This is a genomic window from Bradyrhizobium sp. RDM12 (assembly GCF_051917485.1).
GTDB lineage: Bacteria > Pseudomonadota > Alphaproteobacteria > Rhizobiales > Xanthobacteraceae > Bradyrhizobium.
In genome coordinates, this window is record NZ_CM133064.1 from 5363898 (window position 1) to 5379694 (window position 15797).

Here is a 15797-nt window from a genome sequence, read left to right on the forward strand (position 1 = left end):
ATCAGTCCACGTCCTCAATGTCGGCGCCGGTGGTGCCGAAGGCGCGCTGCGCCAGTGTCGCAGCCATGAAATCGTCGAGCTCGCCGTCGAGCACGCCCGACGTGTCGGAGGTCTGCACGCCGGTGCGGAGATCCTTCACCATCTGATACGGCTGCAGCACGTAGGAGCGGATCTGGTGGCCCCAGCCAATATCGGTCTTGGCGGCCTGGTCGGCGGCGGCCTTCTCCTCGCGCTTCTTCAGCTCGATCTCGTAAAGGCGCGCGCGCAGCATGTCCCAGGCCTGCGCCCGGTTCTTGTGCTGGGAGCGGCCGGCCTGGCAGACCACCGCGACGCCGGTCGGAATATGCGTGAGGCGCACCGCGGATTCGGTCTTGTTGACGTGCTGACCGCCGGCGCCGCCAGACCGCATGGTGTCGACGCGGACGTCGGCTTCCTTGATGTCGATCTTGATGCTGTCGTCGATGACGGGGAATACCTGCACGCTGGAGAAAGACGTGTGCCGCCGTGCATTGGAATCGAACGGCGAGATGCGCACCAGCCGGTGCACGCCGGCCTCCGTCTTCAACCAGCCATAGGCATTGTGGCCGGAGACCTGGATGGTTGCGGACTTGATGCCGGCCTCTTCGCCCTCGGATTCTTCGAGGAATTCGACCTTGAAACCGTGCGTCTCGGCCCAGCGCGTGTACATGCGCAAGAGCATCTGCGCCCAGTCCTGGCTCTCGGTGCCGCCCGCGCCGGCATGGACTTCGAGATAGGAGTCGAAGCGATCAGCCTCGCCCGACAGCAGCGCCTCGAGCTCGCGCCGCGCCACTTCCTTCTTGAGATTCTTGAGCGCAGCTTCAGCCTCGGCCACGACACCGGCGTCGCCCTCGGCCTCGCCGAGCTCGATCATGCCGATATCGTCTTCGAGCTCCTGCTCGACCTTGCCGATGCCCGAAAGCGAATCCTCCAGCGAGGTCCGCTCCTGCATCAGCTTCTGGGCTTTCTGGGGATCATTCCAGAGGTTTGGATCTTCTGCGAGCTTGTTCAGCTCAGCGAGCCGCGCCGTCGATTTCTCGACGTCAAAGATGCCTCCTCAGCAGCCCGACTGACTGCTTGATCTCTTCTACCAACCGTTCGATTTCGGCGCGCATATCGTTCTCTGGTCTCGCGGAATCCCGCGTGCAATTGAAATGGGGATGTAGCGGCGACGGTTGCAAGCGCAACCGCCCGCCTCTCCCATCGTCGGCGTTATCCGCTAATACAGCCCGCCGGTGCCGGGCCGCATGAAGAAGCCGGAATCCGGTTGCTGCTGTTGCGACGGCGGTGCGCCGCGACCGTCAGCATCAGCGACGCCAATGACGGAGTAGTTATCCGGTGGCGCCGTACCCGGCTTGAAGGCTTCCAGAATGGTTCCGCCGGTCTCGCCGGGGCCGGCGCGCATGCCGGTCTTGGCGACGACGCGGATCAGCTTGATGCCGGCCGGCACCTTGAACGGAACGGCGGGCTTGTCAGCGAGCGCGAGCTTGAGGAAATCGCGCGCGATGGGAGCGGCCAGATGGCCGCCGGTGGCGGCGTTGCCTTTGCCGAGCGGACGCGGCTTGTCGTAGCCCATATAGATGGCCACCGCGACATCAGGCGAGAAACCGACGAACCAGGCGTCCTTGGCCTCGTTGGTCGTACCGGTCTTGCCGGCGATCGGCTTGCCGACTTCCCTCACGACGGTCGCGGTACCGGCCTGGACCACGCCCTCCAACAGCTCGGTGATCTGATAGGCGGTCATGGAGTCCAGCACCTGCTCGCGACGGTCGATCAGCTGCGGCTCGGCCTGGTTCTTCCAGCCGCCGGGCGCGTCGCAGCCGCGGCATTCGCGCTGGTCGTGCTTGAAGATGGTGTGGCCGTAGCGATCCTGGATGCGATCGATCAAGGTCGGCTTCACGCGGCGGCCGCCATTGGCGAGCATCGAATAGGCCGTGACCATGCGCATCGCCGTGGTCTCGCCGGCGCCGAGTGCGTAGGAGAGATAGTTCGGCAATTCGTCATAGACGCCGAAACGGCGCGCATATTCGCCGATCAGGGGCATGCCGATGTCCTGCGCAAGGCGCACCGTCACCGTGTTGAGCGATTGCCGCAGCGCGTTTCGCAGCGTCACCGGTCCCTGATATTTGTTCGCCGAGAAGTTTTCAGGCCGCCACACACCGGCGCCCTGGCCCTGATCGATTTCGATCGGCGCGTCGAGTACGACGGTTGACGGCGTGTAGCCGTTGTCCAGCGCGGCCGAATAGACGATCGGCTTGAACGACGAACCCGGCTGCCGGTAGGCCTGCGTGGCGCGGTTGAACTGGCTCTGGTCGAACGAGAAGCCGCCGACCATTGCGAGCACGCGACCGGTCCAGGGATCCATCACCACCATCGCGCCCGATACTTCGGGGATCTGGCGCAGGCGGTACTGGCCTTCGACCGGCTGTCCCTCCTTGGTGTAGAGCGGATCGGCATAGATCACGTCGCCGGGCTGCAGCACCTGAGCCACCGACGTCGCTGCCCTGCCCTTCGCAGCTCCTGAAGCCGCCTTCGCCCATTTGACTCCATCGAGCGTGATCAGGCCGGTCTCGCGCTGCTTGCTGACGGCGCCGCCGAGCTCGCGGTTCGGCTGGAAGCCGATCCGTGCCGACTGCTCGCTGGTCTCCAGCACCACCGCCATGCGCCACGGCGAAATGTCGGAGAGCGACTTGATCTCGGCGAGCTTCACGCCCCAGTCGCCCGAAATATCGAGCTTGCTGATGGCGCCGCGATAGCCCTGCTGCTCGTCATAGTTGACGAGGCCGGCAACCATGGTCTTGCGCGCCATGACCTGGATCTTGGGGTCGAGCGTGGTGCGGACCGACAGACCGCCCTCATAGAGCTTCTTCTCGCCATAGCGCTCGAAGATGTCGCGGCGGACCTCCTCGGCGAAATATTCGCCGGCGAAGGTGTGGGCACCGTTGGAGCGGTTGGTGACGGCCAGCGGCTCCTTGCGCGCCTTGTCGGCGTCGGCCTGCTTGATCCAGCCGTTCTCCTGGAGGCGGTCGATCACGTAATTGCGGCGCTCGATGGCGCGATCACGGTTGCGCACCGGATGCAGCGTCGCCGGCATCTTCGGCAGCGCCGCAAGATAAGCGGCTTCCGCCACGGTGAGCTCGTTCACCGATTTGTCGAAATAGACCAGCGAAGCGGCTGCGATGCCGTAGGCGCCGAGGCCGAGATAGATTTCGTTGAGATACAGCTCGAGAATCTTGTCCTTCGAATAGGTCTTCTCGATCCGCATCGCGAGCAAGGCTTCCTTGATCTTGCGCGCGAACGAGACCTCGTTGGTCAGAAGGAAGTTCTTGGCGACCTGCTGGGTGATCGTGGAAGCGCCCTGCGGCCGGCGGTTGGAGCCGTAGTTCTGCAGATAGACCAGGCCGGCGCGGGCCATGCCGGTGTAGTCGATGCCGCCATGCTCGTAGAAATTCTTGTCTTCGGCGGCGAGAAACGCGTTGATCACGAGCTTCGGCACCGCCTGGATCGGCAGATAAAGCCGCCGCTCCTTGGCATATTCGCCGAGCAGCGAGCCGTCGACCGCGTGCACGCGGGTCATCACCGGCGGCTCGTAATCCTGAAGCTGAGAGTAGTCGGGCAAGTCCTTGGAGAAATGCCAGATCAGGCCTGCCACGGCACCGACACCGACAAGGAACACCACCGTTCCCGCAGCGAACAGGAAGCCCATGAACCGCACAAGCAAGCGCATTATGTGTTTATCCGTTTAATCCCTGGATCAGCCCAAGATCAGCCTCAAGGCGCCCCAAACGGACGCCACCCTCACGTCGCGAAGTCACCGGCCTACTCAATACCGTCAGGGCCGGATCAAAAGACGCTTGCCGAACGGGATTCTCGTCGATTCCGGAACCCCCTGCGCCGGTTTTATAGAGCGTCCGCTGTGGCCAAACTAGGGCTTAACATCGGAACCGGCATTGCCTGCTTAATTGCCGGCCCCCGCCGTCGCCATCCGCTTGGCCAGGAACGTGTCGATCGCCTGGGCCATCGAGCCCACGGCGCGCGATCGCCAGCCCTCGGACACGAGGTGCTCGAGGTCGCCCTTGTTGGAGACGTAGCCGATCTCGACCAAAACCGAGGGCACGTCGGGGGCCTTCAGCACCCGGAAGCCGGCCGACTTCAGGGGATGCTTGTGCATCCGCACGGTCGACTTCATTTCGCCCATCAGCAAATGCGCGAAACGGTTTGAAAAGGTGCGGGTTTCCCGCTGCGTCAGATCGATCAGGATGTCGGCGACGTCGGTCGGCTCTTCCGCGAGATTGAAGCCGGCGATCGCGTCGGCGCGGTTTTCCGCATCAGCCAGGCGCTGGGCTTCGGCGTCGGAGGCCTTGTCCGAGAGCGTGTAGATGGTGGCGCCCTGCGCGTCGCCTTCGGCCTTCGGCAGCGCGTCGGCGTGGATCGAGACGAACAGCGCGGCGTTCAGATTGCGGGCGACTTTGGACCGGTCATTGAGGGGAATGAACGTGTCGTCGTCCCGCGTCATCACCACGCGGTATTTGCCGGCCTTTTCCAGCCGGTCGCGCAGCGCCAGACCAAACGCGAGCACCAGGTTCTTCTCGCTCTCGCCGTTCGACTGGGTGCCGTTGTCGATGCCACCGTGGCCGGGATCGATCACGACGACCGGACGGCCATCGGAAGGCGCTTCCGGATTTTGCGGCGCCGCTTCGGGCGCGCCGGGATCTGCTGCCGGCGGTGCGGCGGCAACCGTCGGCCGCAGCGCGGGGCGATTCTCCGGAGCGGACGTCTGCACGAAGCCCGCACGGTCGACCTCCTCCAACTCGAGCACCAGCCGGGCCGGCTGGCCGTTGGCCGCCTCGAGCACGTAGGAATTGGTGATCTTGGCGGGCCCGGTCAGGTCGAACACGATTCGGGAGCCGCCGGGCATCACGAGGCCGTAGCGGAAGGCCTTGACCAACCCTCGCCCGGCCCCGCTGCCCGGACCCAGCTGAAAGTTGACCTGGGGAATGTCGACCACGACCCGGTAAGGATCGGCGAGTGTCGTGGCGCGGAAGCTGACGGTCTGGTCGAGGTCGAGAATGAAACGGGTCTGCTTGCCGTCGCCGGCCAGGCGTGCAGCCGTGGCTATCGGAAAATTCGCCGTTGCAACAGAGGGTTGCGTTGGGCTTTCGGCTGCGCTCAGACGCGTGGAATCGGCGCACGGCAATGCCGCGGCGCACAGCAGCGCAAGTCCCAGCAAAACCCTTTGATTTGTGCGGCTCGCCACCGAATCCGTGCCTCCGAGCGGCCCTCTTTAACGCAATAGAACCACAGGGTTAATCGATCCTTAATGACGGAAACGCGAAACTCTCCGACTGTGACCGGCGTGCGACGCTCCCTTGCACGGATGGCCCATTCCTCGTATGTACGGATTGCTGACGGCCAATAATTTCCGGTTGTGTCGCATTCAGCCTCCCGGTGCAGCGCCGGAACTCCCAAGGTTTGGGAATTCCAGTGTTTTTCTGTTCCCCTCTAAGACCAGCGCGGTGCGCGGCAGCGAGGCGGAACGGGGCAAGCCCCGGCGGCGAACGGTTTCCGGTTACCACACAGTTTCCGGGGCAGTTTTGACAGCGACGCGGCCTGTTACCCGATCCCTTAATCCCAAGGGGGCGGTTCTTGATCCAAGGCGAGCGTGCACGCGCCATGCCTGGCCAACAGCAACTGATTGAGGGGCGGCCCCGCCGCCCAATGTTTCATACGGGCCGACGCTTGATGCGCCAGACAGTGCCGACGAATTCTGAAGGACCTTTCGCGACGCTGCGGAGTGACACTCCCGCGCGCCGCTTCGGTCCTGAAGCTTCCGGTTCGGCAAGGCGCGAGAGACGGCGTTTCGGCCTTCCCCTCACCCCCGAATCAGGTGGACCGTCGCGTCACCCGGCAGCGCTCTTCGCGCCCACGGTCGATCGCGCCCGCCGCCGCCAAGAGTTAAGACATGCCCAACAAGATGTTGATCGATGCCACCCACCCGGAAGAGACCCGGGTCGTCGTGGTCCGCGGCAATCGCGTCGAAGAGTTTGACTTCGAGACCGCGCAACGCAAGCAACTGCGCGGGAATATCTACCTCGCCAAGGTCACAAGGGTCGAACCCTCGCTCCAGGCCGCTTTCGTAGAATATGGCGGCAACCGCCACGGCTTCCTCGCCTTCAGCGAAATCCATCCCGACTACTACCAGATCCCGGTCGCCGACCGGCAGGCGCTGATCGAGGCCGAAGAACAGGCCCATCGCGAGGCCGAGGAAGAGAGCGAGAATCGCTCGCACGGCCGCCGCCGCTCGCGCCACCGCAATGCGCGCCGCCGGGCGGTCAAGGCGAACGCGTCCGCAGTGACATCGTCGAGGGTAGGCGCCGATCCGGCCGGCCAGCCGCTCGAGGGCCAGAGCCTGCCGGAGCACGCCGAGGGCGCTGCGCATGGGGGCGAGCACCTGCACGCCGATGCCGAGCATCACGGCGAGCACGAAGGTCACCACGATCATCATGACCATGATCACGACGATCACGGCCACGGCGATCACGAGCACGACGATCACCATCACGGCCATGATGACGAGCACCATCATGCGCACGATCACGACGACCATGGCCATGACGACGCGCACGATCATCACGACCATGATCATGCCGGCGAGACGCCGGCGCCTGTCGCAGCGATCGGCGCCGAGCCCGTTGTCGCGGCCGAGACCGTTGCCGAGCCTCAGGAGGCTCCCGCCTTCGAAACGCAGGACGAGGCTTTTGCCGAAGCCGTGATCTCCGCCACCGAACCGGCCGATGCCGTCTACGCCGCCGGCGAGAGCGCTGAAGCGCCGCATCATGACGCGGAAGCGAGGGCCGACGAAGACGACGAGGACGATGAAGACGGCGAGGAAGCCGAAGAGGAACACGTCGAATCCGTCGGCGGTGACGACGTGCTCGAGGAAGTGCCGGAGCGCACCTTCCGCCCGCGCCGCCAGTACAAGATCCAGGAAGTCATCAAGCGCCGCCAGGTGATGCTGGTGCAGGTGGTCAAGGAAGAGCGCGGCAACAAGGGCGCGGCGCTGACGACCTACCTCTCGCTCGCCGGCCGCTATGCCGTCCTGATGCCGAACACCGCCCGTGGCGGCGGCATCAGCCGCAAGATCACCAGCGCCCAGGACCGTTCGCGCCTGAAGGAAGTGGTGCAGGATCTCGACGTGCCCGAGGGCATGGGCATCATCCTGCGCACCGCCGGCGCCGCCCGCACCAAGCCCGAGATCAAGCGCGATTTCGAATACCTGATCCGGATGTGGGAGACGGTGCGCGACCTGACACTGAAGTCGCAGGCCCCGACCTTGGTCTACGAGGAAGGCTCGCTGATCAAGCGCTCGCTGCGCGACCTCTACAACAAGGAGATCGACGAGATCTCGGTGGCCGGTGACGCCGGCTACCGCGAAGCCCGCGATTTCATGAAGATGCTGATGCCCGCCAATGTCAGTGTGGTGAAGCAATATCGCGACGGCCAGCCGCTGTTCTCCCGGATGGGCGTCGAAAGCCAGCTTGACGCGATGTTCTCGCCGACAGTGCAACTGCGCTCCGGCGGCTACATCGTGATCAATCAGACCGAGGCGCTGGTCTCGATCGACGTCAACTCCGGCCGATCGACGCGCGAGCACCATATCGAGGACACCGCGCTCAAGACCAATCTGGAGGCGGCCGAAGAGGTTGCGCGCCAGCTCCGCCTGCGCGACCTCGCCGGCCTGATCGTCATCGACTTCATCGACATGGACGAGAAGCGCAACAACCGTGCGGTCGAGCGCAAGATGTCCGATTGCCTGCGGCAGGATCGCGCACGCATCCAGATCGGCCGCATCTCGCATTTCGGCCTGCTCGAGATGTCGCGCCAGCGCATCCGCGCCAGCGTGCTGGAATCCTCGACCGATCCCTGCCCGCATTGCGGCGGCACCGGCCATGTCCGCTCGGTATCCTCGGTGGCGCTGCAGCTGCTGCGCGGCCTCGAAGAGATCCTGATGAAGGGCGCGACCCACAACCTCGTGGTCCGCACCCGCACCGACGTTGCGCTCTATGTGCTGAACCACAAGCGCGGTCATCTGCGCGATCTCGAAAACGGCTTCAAGGTCTCGCTGTCGGTCATCGCCGACCCCAGCGTCAGCGGACCGCAGGCCTATGTCATCGACCGCGGCGAGCAGGTGCATACGCTCGAAGCCGCCAAGGCGCTGCTCGCCGCACAGGCGGCCGCAAGTCCGCCGCCGCTGGCCGAAGAGGCCTATGACGACGAGGAGTTCGATCCGGAGCTGGAATCCGAGGTCGAAACCGAGGAAACCGAAGGTCTCTCCGAAGAGCAGGCCGCAGGCGATGCTTCGCCCGAGCAGGACGGCCAACGCCGCAAGCGTCGCCGCCGCCGGCGTGGCCGCGGCGGTCAGCGCGAAGGCGAGGTGCGCGAGGATGGGGCTCCCGCTTCTCCTGAAGCGACCGTAGCGGCCGGCGAAGGCGAAGAGGATGCCGACGCCGAGCAGGACGCCGAGGAAGGCGAGGAGCAGGCCGCCCGTGGCGAGCAGCAGGGCAGCGCCGACCGGCGGCGCCGGCGTGGTCGCAGGGGTGGACGTCGTCGGCGCGGTACCGGCGAGGAGGGTCTCGCCGGCTCCATCGGCGACGAGCTCACTGGTAATCCGCCGTCGGAAGCAACCGAAGCGGTCGCCGATTTCGATAGCTCCGGCGGCGAGACAGCTCCGTCGATTGCGCATTCGGAGCATATTGCGCCGGTCGAAACCTCTCAGCCCGAGTTTCAGTTGCAGGCACCGGTTGAAACGCCGGCGCAGCCCGCGCCTTCTGCCGCTGTTGCTGAGGAAGAGCCCGCATCCGACGACAAGGCGGCACGACGCCGCTCCACCGTCCGGGAGAAGGTGAGCTTCCTGTCGAGCAGCCCGAGCGAGCCGGCAACCCCCGTTGCGGCGGCGCCGGAGCCGGTTGCTCCGCCCGCGCCTGAGCCTGCGCCGCAAGCGGCAAGCGAGACGCCGGCCGCACCGCGTCGCGCCGGCTGGTGGTCCCGCCGTTTCGGCGGCGGCGAATAGAACGAGATCCAGATGAAACCGCCCGGCCAAGCCGGGCGGTTTTGATTTGGCGAGGTGAAATCCGATGCAAAGCGCAATAATTCTCGGCGGCGGCATGGTGGGCGTCGGTGCTGCCTTGCATCTCAGGCAACGCGGCTGGACCGTCACGCTGGTCGACCGCAGAGAGCCCGGCCGCGAGACCAGCTACGGCAATGCTGGCATGATCCAGGCCGAGGCGGTGCGGCCCTATCCGATGCCGCGCGATCTCGCCTCGCTCGTGAAAATCGCAACCGGCCGCACCAACGACGTGCGCTACAGCTTTTTCCTCGCTGCATCGTCACGTGGAGCCGCTGCTTCGTTATTGGTGGCATTCGGCGCCGAAGCGGCATCGCGAAGCGATCGCTGCCTGGTCGCAGCTGATCGCCTATGCCACGCCCGAGCACGACATCCTCATCCGCGAGGCCCATGCCGACAATCTGATCCGCCGCGCCGGCTATCGCGCGCTGTTTCGCGATGCCGCCATGCTCGACGAATCGATCAAGGCCGCGGAAGCGGATCGCCGCGAGTTCGGCGTGAGTTTTCGCGTGCTCTCGGGCAGCGAGCTGACCAAGGCCGAGCCGATCCTGCGCGACGATCTCCCCGGCGCGATCCATTGGCTCGACACCTGGACTGTGTCCGATCCCGGCGCGCTGGTCACGGCCTATGCCAATTTGTTCGAGCGCCTCGGCGGCACCATCGTGCTCGGCGATGCGCAGTCGCTGCAGCAAACCGCGACCGGATGGTCGGTCGACACCGACAATGGCCGCATCGATGCCGCCAATGCCGTGGTGACGCTCGGGCCGTGGTCGCCGGATCTCCTGCACAAGTTCGGCTACCGGATTCCGCTGGTGCGCAAGCGCGGCTACCACATGCATTACAACGGCGGAGCCTCGCTCGATTTACCGCTGGTCGACAGGGGCAGCGGCTACGCCATGGGCCCGATGGCCAAGGGCATCCGCATCACCACCGGCGCGGAGTTGACCGGGCCGGATGCACTGGCAACGCCGGTGCAACTTGCCAGCGCCGAAGCTTCCGCGCGCGAGCTGATAGACCTTGGCAAGCGTGCCGAACCGGAGCCATGGTTCGGCACCCGTCCCTGCACCCCGGACATGGTGCCCGTGCTCGGTCGCGCTCCGCGCCACCCCGGCCTCTGGATGAATTTCGGCCACGGCCACCAGGGCTTTACACTCGGCCCCGCCACCGGACGCCTGCTCGCCGAAATGATGAACGGCGAGACGCCGTCGATCGACCCGACACCGTACCGGCCGGAGCGGTTCTAGCTCTCGGCTTTCGCGGCGAGGACTGAGTGAGCGCGCGACCGTCAGGCTTGCGCTGCCAGAACAGCCGCATGGCCGGATACCACGGGGCGTCCTCGCTATCTCCGGCTCTGCCTTCAGAAATTCCGTGCAGAGCACCGGAGGCCGGCAATTCCGTCAATCGGTATGCGTGGCAAGAACTTTTCTGATCCGCTGGGCGTCCTCCGGCGTCGCGGGATTGTAGACGACCATGCCGAGATCGGGCCGGCCGTCGACCGAGAAGGCCGAGTATTCGAACGCGATCGGCCCGAGCGCCGGATGGCGCAGATGCTTGACGCCCTCGCCATACGAGCGGACATCGTTGTTGCGCCACAGCTTGGCGAATTCGGCGCTCTCCCGGCACATCTCGTCGACGAAGTCGGCGACATGCGAGACCGCGCCGGCGCGCGCCGCGTCCGCACGGAACGCTGCGACAACGAAACGCGCCACGCTGTCCCAGTCATATTGCGCGGCCCGGACATTGGGTTCGCTGAAGATCAGCCGCAGGATGTTGCGCCGTTCCGGCGGAAGCTTCGAATAGTCGGTCAGCACGAGCGTGGCCGCGCGATTCCAGGCGACGACGTCCCAGATCGCGGTCCTGATGATGGCAGGGCTGGTCTCCAGCGCGTCGAGCACGCGCTGCAGCCGCGGCGAGACGCCCTCACTCGCCTGGTAGCGGACTTCAGGCGGACGGCCGAGCCCGATCAGGAACAGATGCTCGCGCTCGACATCGGTGAACATCAGCGCGGCTGCGATGCGGTCGAGCACATCAGCTGACGGCGCGCCGCCGCGGCCCTGCTCCAGCCAGGTGTACCAGGTCGGGCTGATATTGGCCCGCTGCGCCACCTCTTCGCGCCGTAGCCCCGGCGTGCGCCTGCGATTGCCGCCAAAGCCGAAGGCAGCCGCATCGAGCCGGGTGCGGCGGTCCTTCAAATAGGTCCCGAGCCGGTTCTCGCTTGCGATCTCGCTCATCCTGTTAGCCGTTATACCCTGATAATGTCACTACTTTACCCGGATAATCTTAGCGCAGATGCTGCCTCCTACCAACCTTTTGCCGATCTTTGGAGAACTGCTCATGCGTGTATTCGTCTGGCGCCACCGGCTTCGTCGGCTCCGCCGTCGTTGCAGACCTGATCGCCGCCGGCCATAGCGTCACCGGCCTCGCCCGTTCCGATGCGGGGGCCGCATCGCTCTCGGCAATGGGGGCCAAGGTCCATCGTGGGTCGCTGGAGGACCGTGCCTCCTTGCGCAGCGGCGCGGCCGCCTCCGACGGCGTGCTGCATCTCGGCTTCAACCACGACTTCTCGAAATTTTTGGACAATTGCGAGCTGGACCGGCGCGCGATCCTCGCCCTCGGCGAAGAGCTCAAGGGCTCCGATCGCCCTCTCATCGTCACATCCGGCGTGGCGCTGCTTGCTCCCGGCCGTCTTGCGACCGAAGACGATGAGTCGGCACACCGCTTTCCACGCGTGTCGGAATCAGCGGCGCTGTCGCTGGCAGGCGTCCGCACCGCCGTGGTCCGGCTGCCGCCGACCACCCATGGCGAAGGCGACCACGGTTTCGTGCCGATCCTGATCAACCTCGCACGCCAGAAAGGCGTGGCGGCCTATATCGGCGACGGGATGAATCGCTGGCCCGCCGGCCACCGCTTCGACGCCGCGCGCGTCTATCGGCTTGCGCTCGAGCAAGGCGCAACGGCACCGCGCCATCACGCGATCGCCGAGGAAGGCATCCCGTTCAAGGCAATTGCCGAGGTGATCGGCAAAAGGCTGGGCGTGCCCGTGGTCTCGAAATCGCAGGACGAAGCGGCCGATCATTTCGGATGGTTCGCGCAATTCGCAGGCGTCGACGTGCCGACATCGAGCGCGAAAACCCGCGCATTGCTCGGCTGGGCGACCAAAGAAATCGGGCTGATCGAGGATCTCGACCAGCCCTATTACTTCAAGACCTGACGGCGCGCCGCCGCCGATGCAGCTTGCAGATCAGTCCGTCGTGACTGCGGTTTCCATGTCCGTCGGATCGATCTGCCGGCTCAGCCGCGCGTTGAGCTTGTCGCGATCGAGCTCGCCCTCCCACCAGGCGACGATCACGCAGGCGACGCCGTTGCCGCAGAGATTCGTCAGCGCGCGGCACTCGCTCATGAACTTGTCGATGCCGAGCACGATCGCCATGCCCGGCACGAGCCGCGGATCGACCACGGCGAGCGTCGCCGCCAGCGTGATGAAGCCCGCACCGGTGATGCCGGAAGCCCCCTTCGAGGTCAGCATCGCCACCACCAGAATCGTGAGCTGCTGGCCGAAGGTGAGATCGAAGCCGAGCGCCTGCGCGATGAACAGGGTCGCCAGCGTCATGTAGATGTTGGTGCCGTCGAGGTTGAACGAATAGCCGGTGGGCACCACGAGGCCGACCACCGACTTCGAGCAGCCGAGCCGTTCCAGCTTTTCCATCAAGGACGGCAGCGCGCTTTCCGATGACGAGGTGCCGAGCACGATCAGCAGCTCGTCCTTGATGTAGGCCAGGAACTTGAAGATCGAGAAGCCCGCAAACCGCGCGATGGTGCCGAGCACCACGATCACGAACAATGTCGAGGTCAAATAGAACGTCGCGATCAGCCCCATCAGGTTGAGGATCGCGCCGGTGCCGAACTTGCCGATAGTGTAGGCCATCGCACCGAACGCACCGAGCGGCGCGGCACGCATCACGATGGAGATGACGCCGAACACCGCATGCGCGGCATCGTCGATGAAGCCGCGGATGGCGTGGCCGCGCTCGCCGAGCCCCATGATGGCGAAGCCGAACAGCACCGAGAACAGCAGCACCTGAAGGATCTCGCCTTGCGCGAAGGCGCCGACCACGGTGTCGGGAATGATGTGCAGGATGAAGTCGACGCTTCTCTGGCCCTCGGCCTGCTTGGCGTAGTTGGCGACCGCTTGCGCGTTGGCGGCCGCGTTGCCGAAGCCTGCGCCCGGCTTGGCGACGTTGCCGATGATGAGGCCGATGAGGAGCGCGAAGGTGGAGACGATCTCGAAATAGACCAGCGCCTTGACACCGATGCGTCCGACCTTCTTGGCATCCTGGATGTGGGCGATGCCGGAGACGACGGTGCAAAAGATGATCGGGGCGATCACCATCTTGATCAGCTTGATGAAGCCGTCGCCGAGCGCCTTGATCCAATCGTTGGTGGCAACCGCCGGCCAGAGCCAGCCGACGATCGCGCCAAGCACGATCGCGATCAGCACCTGGACGTAGAGGATTTTATACCACGGCTTGGCCGCAATCGGTGCGGCCGGCGCGCCGGCCATCGTTGTCGTTGTCATTGTTCACTCCCCAAAATTGAGAGCCAGCCAAGATCAACTTGGCTGGCTCTGTCAATTGGAACTGCTCGGGCTTGCGCGCTTTACCGGCGATCGATGATCCGGCGCGCAGCCGGCATCAGCGCGGCGCCAAGCGCGTTCTTGACCACCGAGGCCGCAATGAATGGAGCGACGCCGACCGCCCAAGCCTTGGTTGCACCAAGGCCGATGCCGTAGGCCAGCCAACCGAAACCTGCAATGAAAATGACGACATGGCCGACTGCCATTGCCGCAAACAGCAGCACGACGTTGCGATCCCAGCCCCGTTCGGCGAACCAGCCGATGACGAAGGCAGCCAGCACGAAGCCGTAGAGATAACCGGCAGTCGGGCCGAGCAGCGGTGCAAGTCCACCGACCGGACCTGCGAACACCGGCAGCCCCATCGCGCCTTCGGCGAGGTAAGCGATCATGGTTGCGCTGCCAAGACGCCAGCCATACGCGGCGCCGATCATCAGCACGACCAGGGTCTGCAACGTCATGGGCACGTAAGGCAGTGGCAGGTTCACCTTGGCCGATAACGCCATCAGTGCGGAGCCGAACGCGACGAGGACGACGGCGCGCAAGGCGCCGACGGTCTCACCCGGTCGGGCCGGCCACATCACTGCGGCAAGAGGAGAATGCGAGGTGGCGGCGGACTGGACGGTTCGGTCAGACAAGATGCACTCCAGAAGGCTGTTCGAAACTGGCGGCTATTTAAGCCAGTGAGCGATCCGGTCAACTGCCTCCCGCATCTCCGCGACCGAGCGTGCATAGGAGAATCGGACGAACGAACGGCCATGGACCGGATCGAAATCGACGCCCGGCGTTGCCGCAACGTGGGCCTTCTCCAGCATCTGCTTGGCAAAGTCGAAACTGTCGGAGGTGAAATCCGAAACGTCGGCATAGAGGTAGAATGCGCCGTCCGCGGGCAGAAACTTGCTGAGGCCCGCCTTGGGCAATCCCTCGATCAGGATGCGCCGGTTTTCCTGATAGCCGTGCTTGATCTCCTCCATCTCGGCCGCACCGTCGAAGGCGGCTTCGGCCGCGATCTGCGACAGCGACGGCACGGAGATCGAAAGGTTCTGCTGCAGCCGCTCGATCGGCCGCACCAGAATCTCCGGCACGACCATCCAGCCCACGCGCCAGCCCGTCATGCAAAAATACTTCGAGAACGAGTTGATCACGAGTGCGTGGTCGGACAGCTCTGCCGCCGTCACCGCCGGAAACGCATAGTCGAGCCCGTGATAGATCTCGTCGGAGATGAAGCGGATGCCCGCATCCTCGGAGGCCGCGATCAGCCCGGCGAGCGCCTCGCGGGACATCATCGTTCCCGTCGGATTGGCGGGGCTGCCGACCAGCACGCCCTTCAGCGGCGCCTTGCGATGGACGGCGAGCAACGCCTCCCCGGTCAGCGCGTGACGCGTCTCGTTGGTGGTCTCGATCAGCACCGGCTCGCAGCCCAGCGCAGTGAGGATATGGCGATACGGCGGATAGCCCGGCACTGTCACGGCGACGCGATCGCCCGGCTCGAACATCGACAGGAACGCCAGGATGAACCCGCCGGAGGAGCCCGTGGTCACCACGATCTGCTCCGGGCTGACGATGCAGCCATGGGCATCGCGATAATGCCGCGCGATGCGCTCGCGCAAGGAGGGGATGCCGAGCGCCGAGGTGTAGTCGATCCGTCCCGCAGAAAGCGCGGCCTGTGCAGCCGCGATCGCAGTCTTCGGCGCGCCGGCCGCGGGCTGGCCGACCTCCATGTGAATGACATGACCGCCGGCCGCCTCGATCCGGGCCGCCGCGGCCATCACGTCCATCACCATGAACGGGGGAACATCACTGCGGAGGGAGGGCTCGAGCCACTGCCCCACCCGGTTCCTCAATGTCGCATCGTGCATCGATTTCTGCTATTTCGCTCGCGGAGCGGTCCGTTCGGTCCGGAAAACAGGGCGCTTGCGCCCCAGACTGGCCGCATTATACGGCTCATAAGGGCATATCGCGTATCCGGTCCGCCGCCAATCGCCAAAACCGATCACAAAAACTGCATTCCAAGCCCGCTTGCAA

At 65.1% G+C, this 15797-nt stretch carries 8 protein-coding genes and 2 pseudogenes; 3 read left to right on the plus strand and 7 right to left on the minus strand.

The genetic code is table 11. The features are described 5' to 3' along the window. Position 1: 1 nt before the first annotated feature. From prfB to ACTGJ9_RS26350, 3 genes are all read right to left on the minus strand, one after another. A protein-coding gene (prfB, locus tag ACTGJ9_RS26340; protein ID WP_456673472.1) for a peptide chain release factor 2 occupies positions 2 to 1133 on the minus strand; the annotation gives its coding sequence in 2 pieces (ribosomal slippage) (positions 2 to 1063 and positions 1065 to 1133; 1131 coding nt in all). Between the two features lie 104 nt (positions 1134 to 1237). Next, positions 1238 to 3745, minus strand: a complete 2508-nt coding sequence (locus ACTGJ9_RS26345) for a penicillin-binding protein 1A (protein ID WP_456673473.1) — start codon at positions 3743 to 3745, stop codon at positions 1238 to 1240. Between the two features lie 231 nt (positions 3746 to 3976). Next, a complete protein-coding gene (locus ACTGJ9_RS26350) occupies positions 3977 to 5275 on the minus strand; it encodes an N-acetylmuramoyl-L-alanine amidase (protein ID WP_456673474.1) in 1299 nt (432 codons plus the stop codon). A gap of 705 nt (positions 5276 to 5980) precedes the next feature. Between ACTGJ9_RS26350 and ACTGJ9_RS26355 the strand changes: the two are divergent. Beyond that, positions 5981 to 9088, plus strand: a pseudogene (locus ACTGJ9_RS26355) (Rne/Rng family ribonuclease). A 64-nt stretch (positions 9089 to 9152) separates the two neighbouring features. Next, positions 9153 to 10386, plus strand: a pseudogene (locus ACTGJ9_RS26360) (NAD(P)/FAD-dependent oxidoreductase). Positions 10387 to 10539: 153 nt separating this feature from the next. Here ACTGJ9_RS26360 and ACTGJ9_RS26365 read toward each other — a convergent pair. Then, positions 10540 to 11373: a helix-turn-helix transcriptional regulator gene (locus tag ACTGJ9_RS26365; RefSeq protein WP_456673475.1), complete on the minus strand. Its 834-nt coding sequence runs from the start codon at positions 11371 to 11373 to the stop codon at positions 10540 to 10542. A gap of 107 nt (positions 11374 to 11480) precedes the next feature. On the opposite strand from ACTGJ9_RS26365, the gene ACTGJ9_RS26370 reads away from it, so the two are divergent. After that, complete coding sequence (locus ACTGJ9_RS26370) at positions 11481 to 12353, plus strand: SDR family oxidoreductase (protein WP_456673476.1); 873 nt, start codon at positions 11481 to 11483, stop codon at positions 12351 to 12353. Positions 12354 to 12383: 30 nt separating this feature from the next. On the opposite strand, the gene ACTGJ9_RS26375 is transcribed toward ACTGJ9_RS26370, so the two are convergent. From ACTGJ9_RS26375 to ACTGJ9_RS26385, 3 genes are all read right to left on the minus strand, one after another. Then, on the minus strand, positions 12384 to 13718 hold the full coding sequence (locus tag ACTGJ9_RS26375) for a dicarboxylate/amino acid:cation symporter (RefSeq protein ID WP_456673477.1): 1335 nt from the start codon (positions 13716 to 13718) through the stop codon (positions 12384 to 12386). A gap of 80 nt (positions 13719 to 13798) precedes the next feature. Then, the gene (locus tag ACTGJ9_RS26380; RefSeq protein ID WP_456678628.1) at positions 13799 to 14353 is read right to left on the minus strand and encodes a biotin transporter BioY; all 555 of its coding nucleotides are present in this window, start codon (positions 14351 to 14353) and stop codon (positions 13799 to 13801) included. A gap of 90 nt (positions 14354 to 14443) precedes the next feature. Next, positions 14444 to 15631 (minus strand): pyridoxal phosphate-dependent aminotransferase, encoded by a 1188-nt coding sequence (locus ACTGJ9_RS26385; RefSeq protein WP_456673478.1) that lies wholly within the window; start codon positions 15629 to 15631, stop codon positions 14444 to 14446. Between the last annotated feature and the right edge of the window lie 166 nt (positions 15632 to 15797).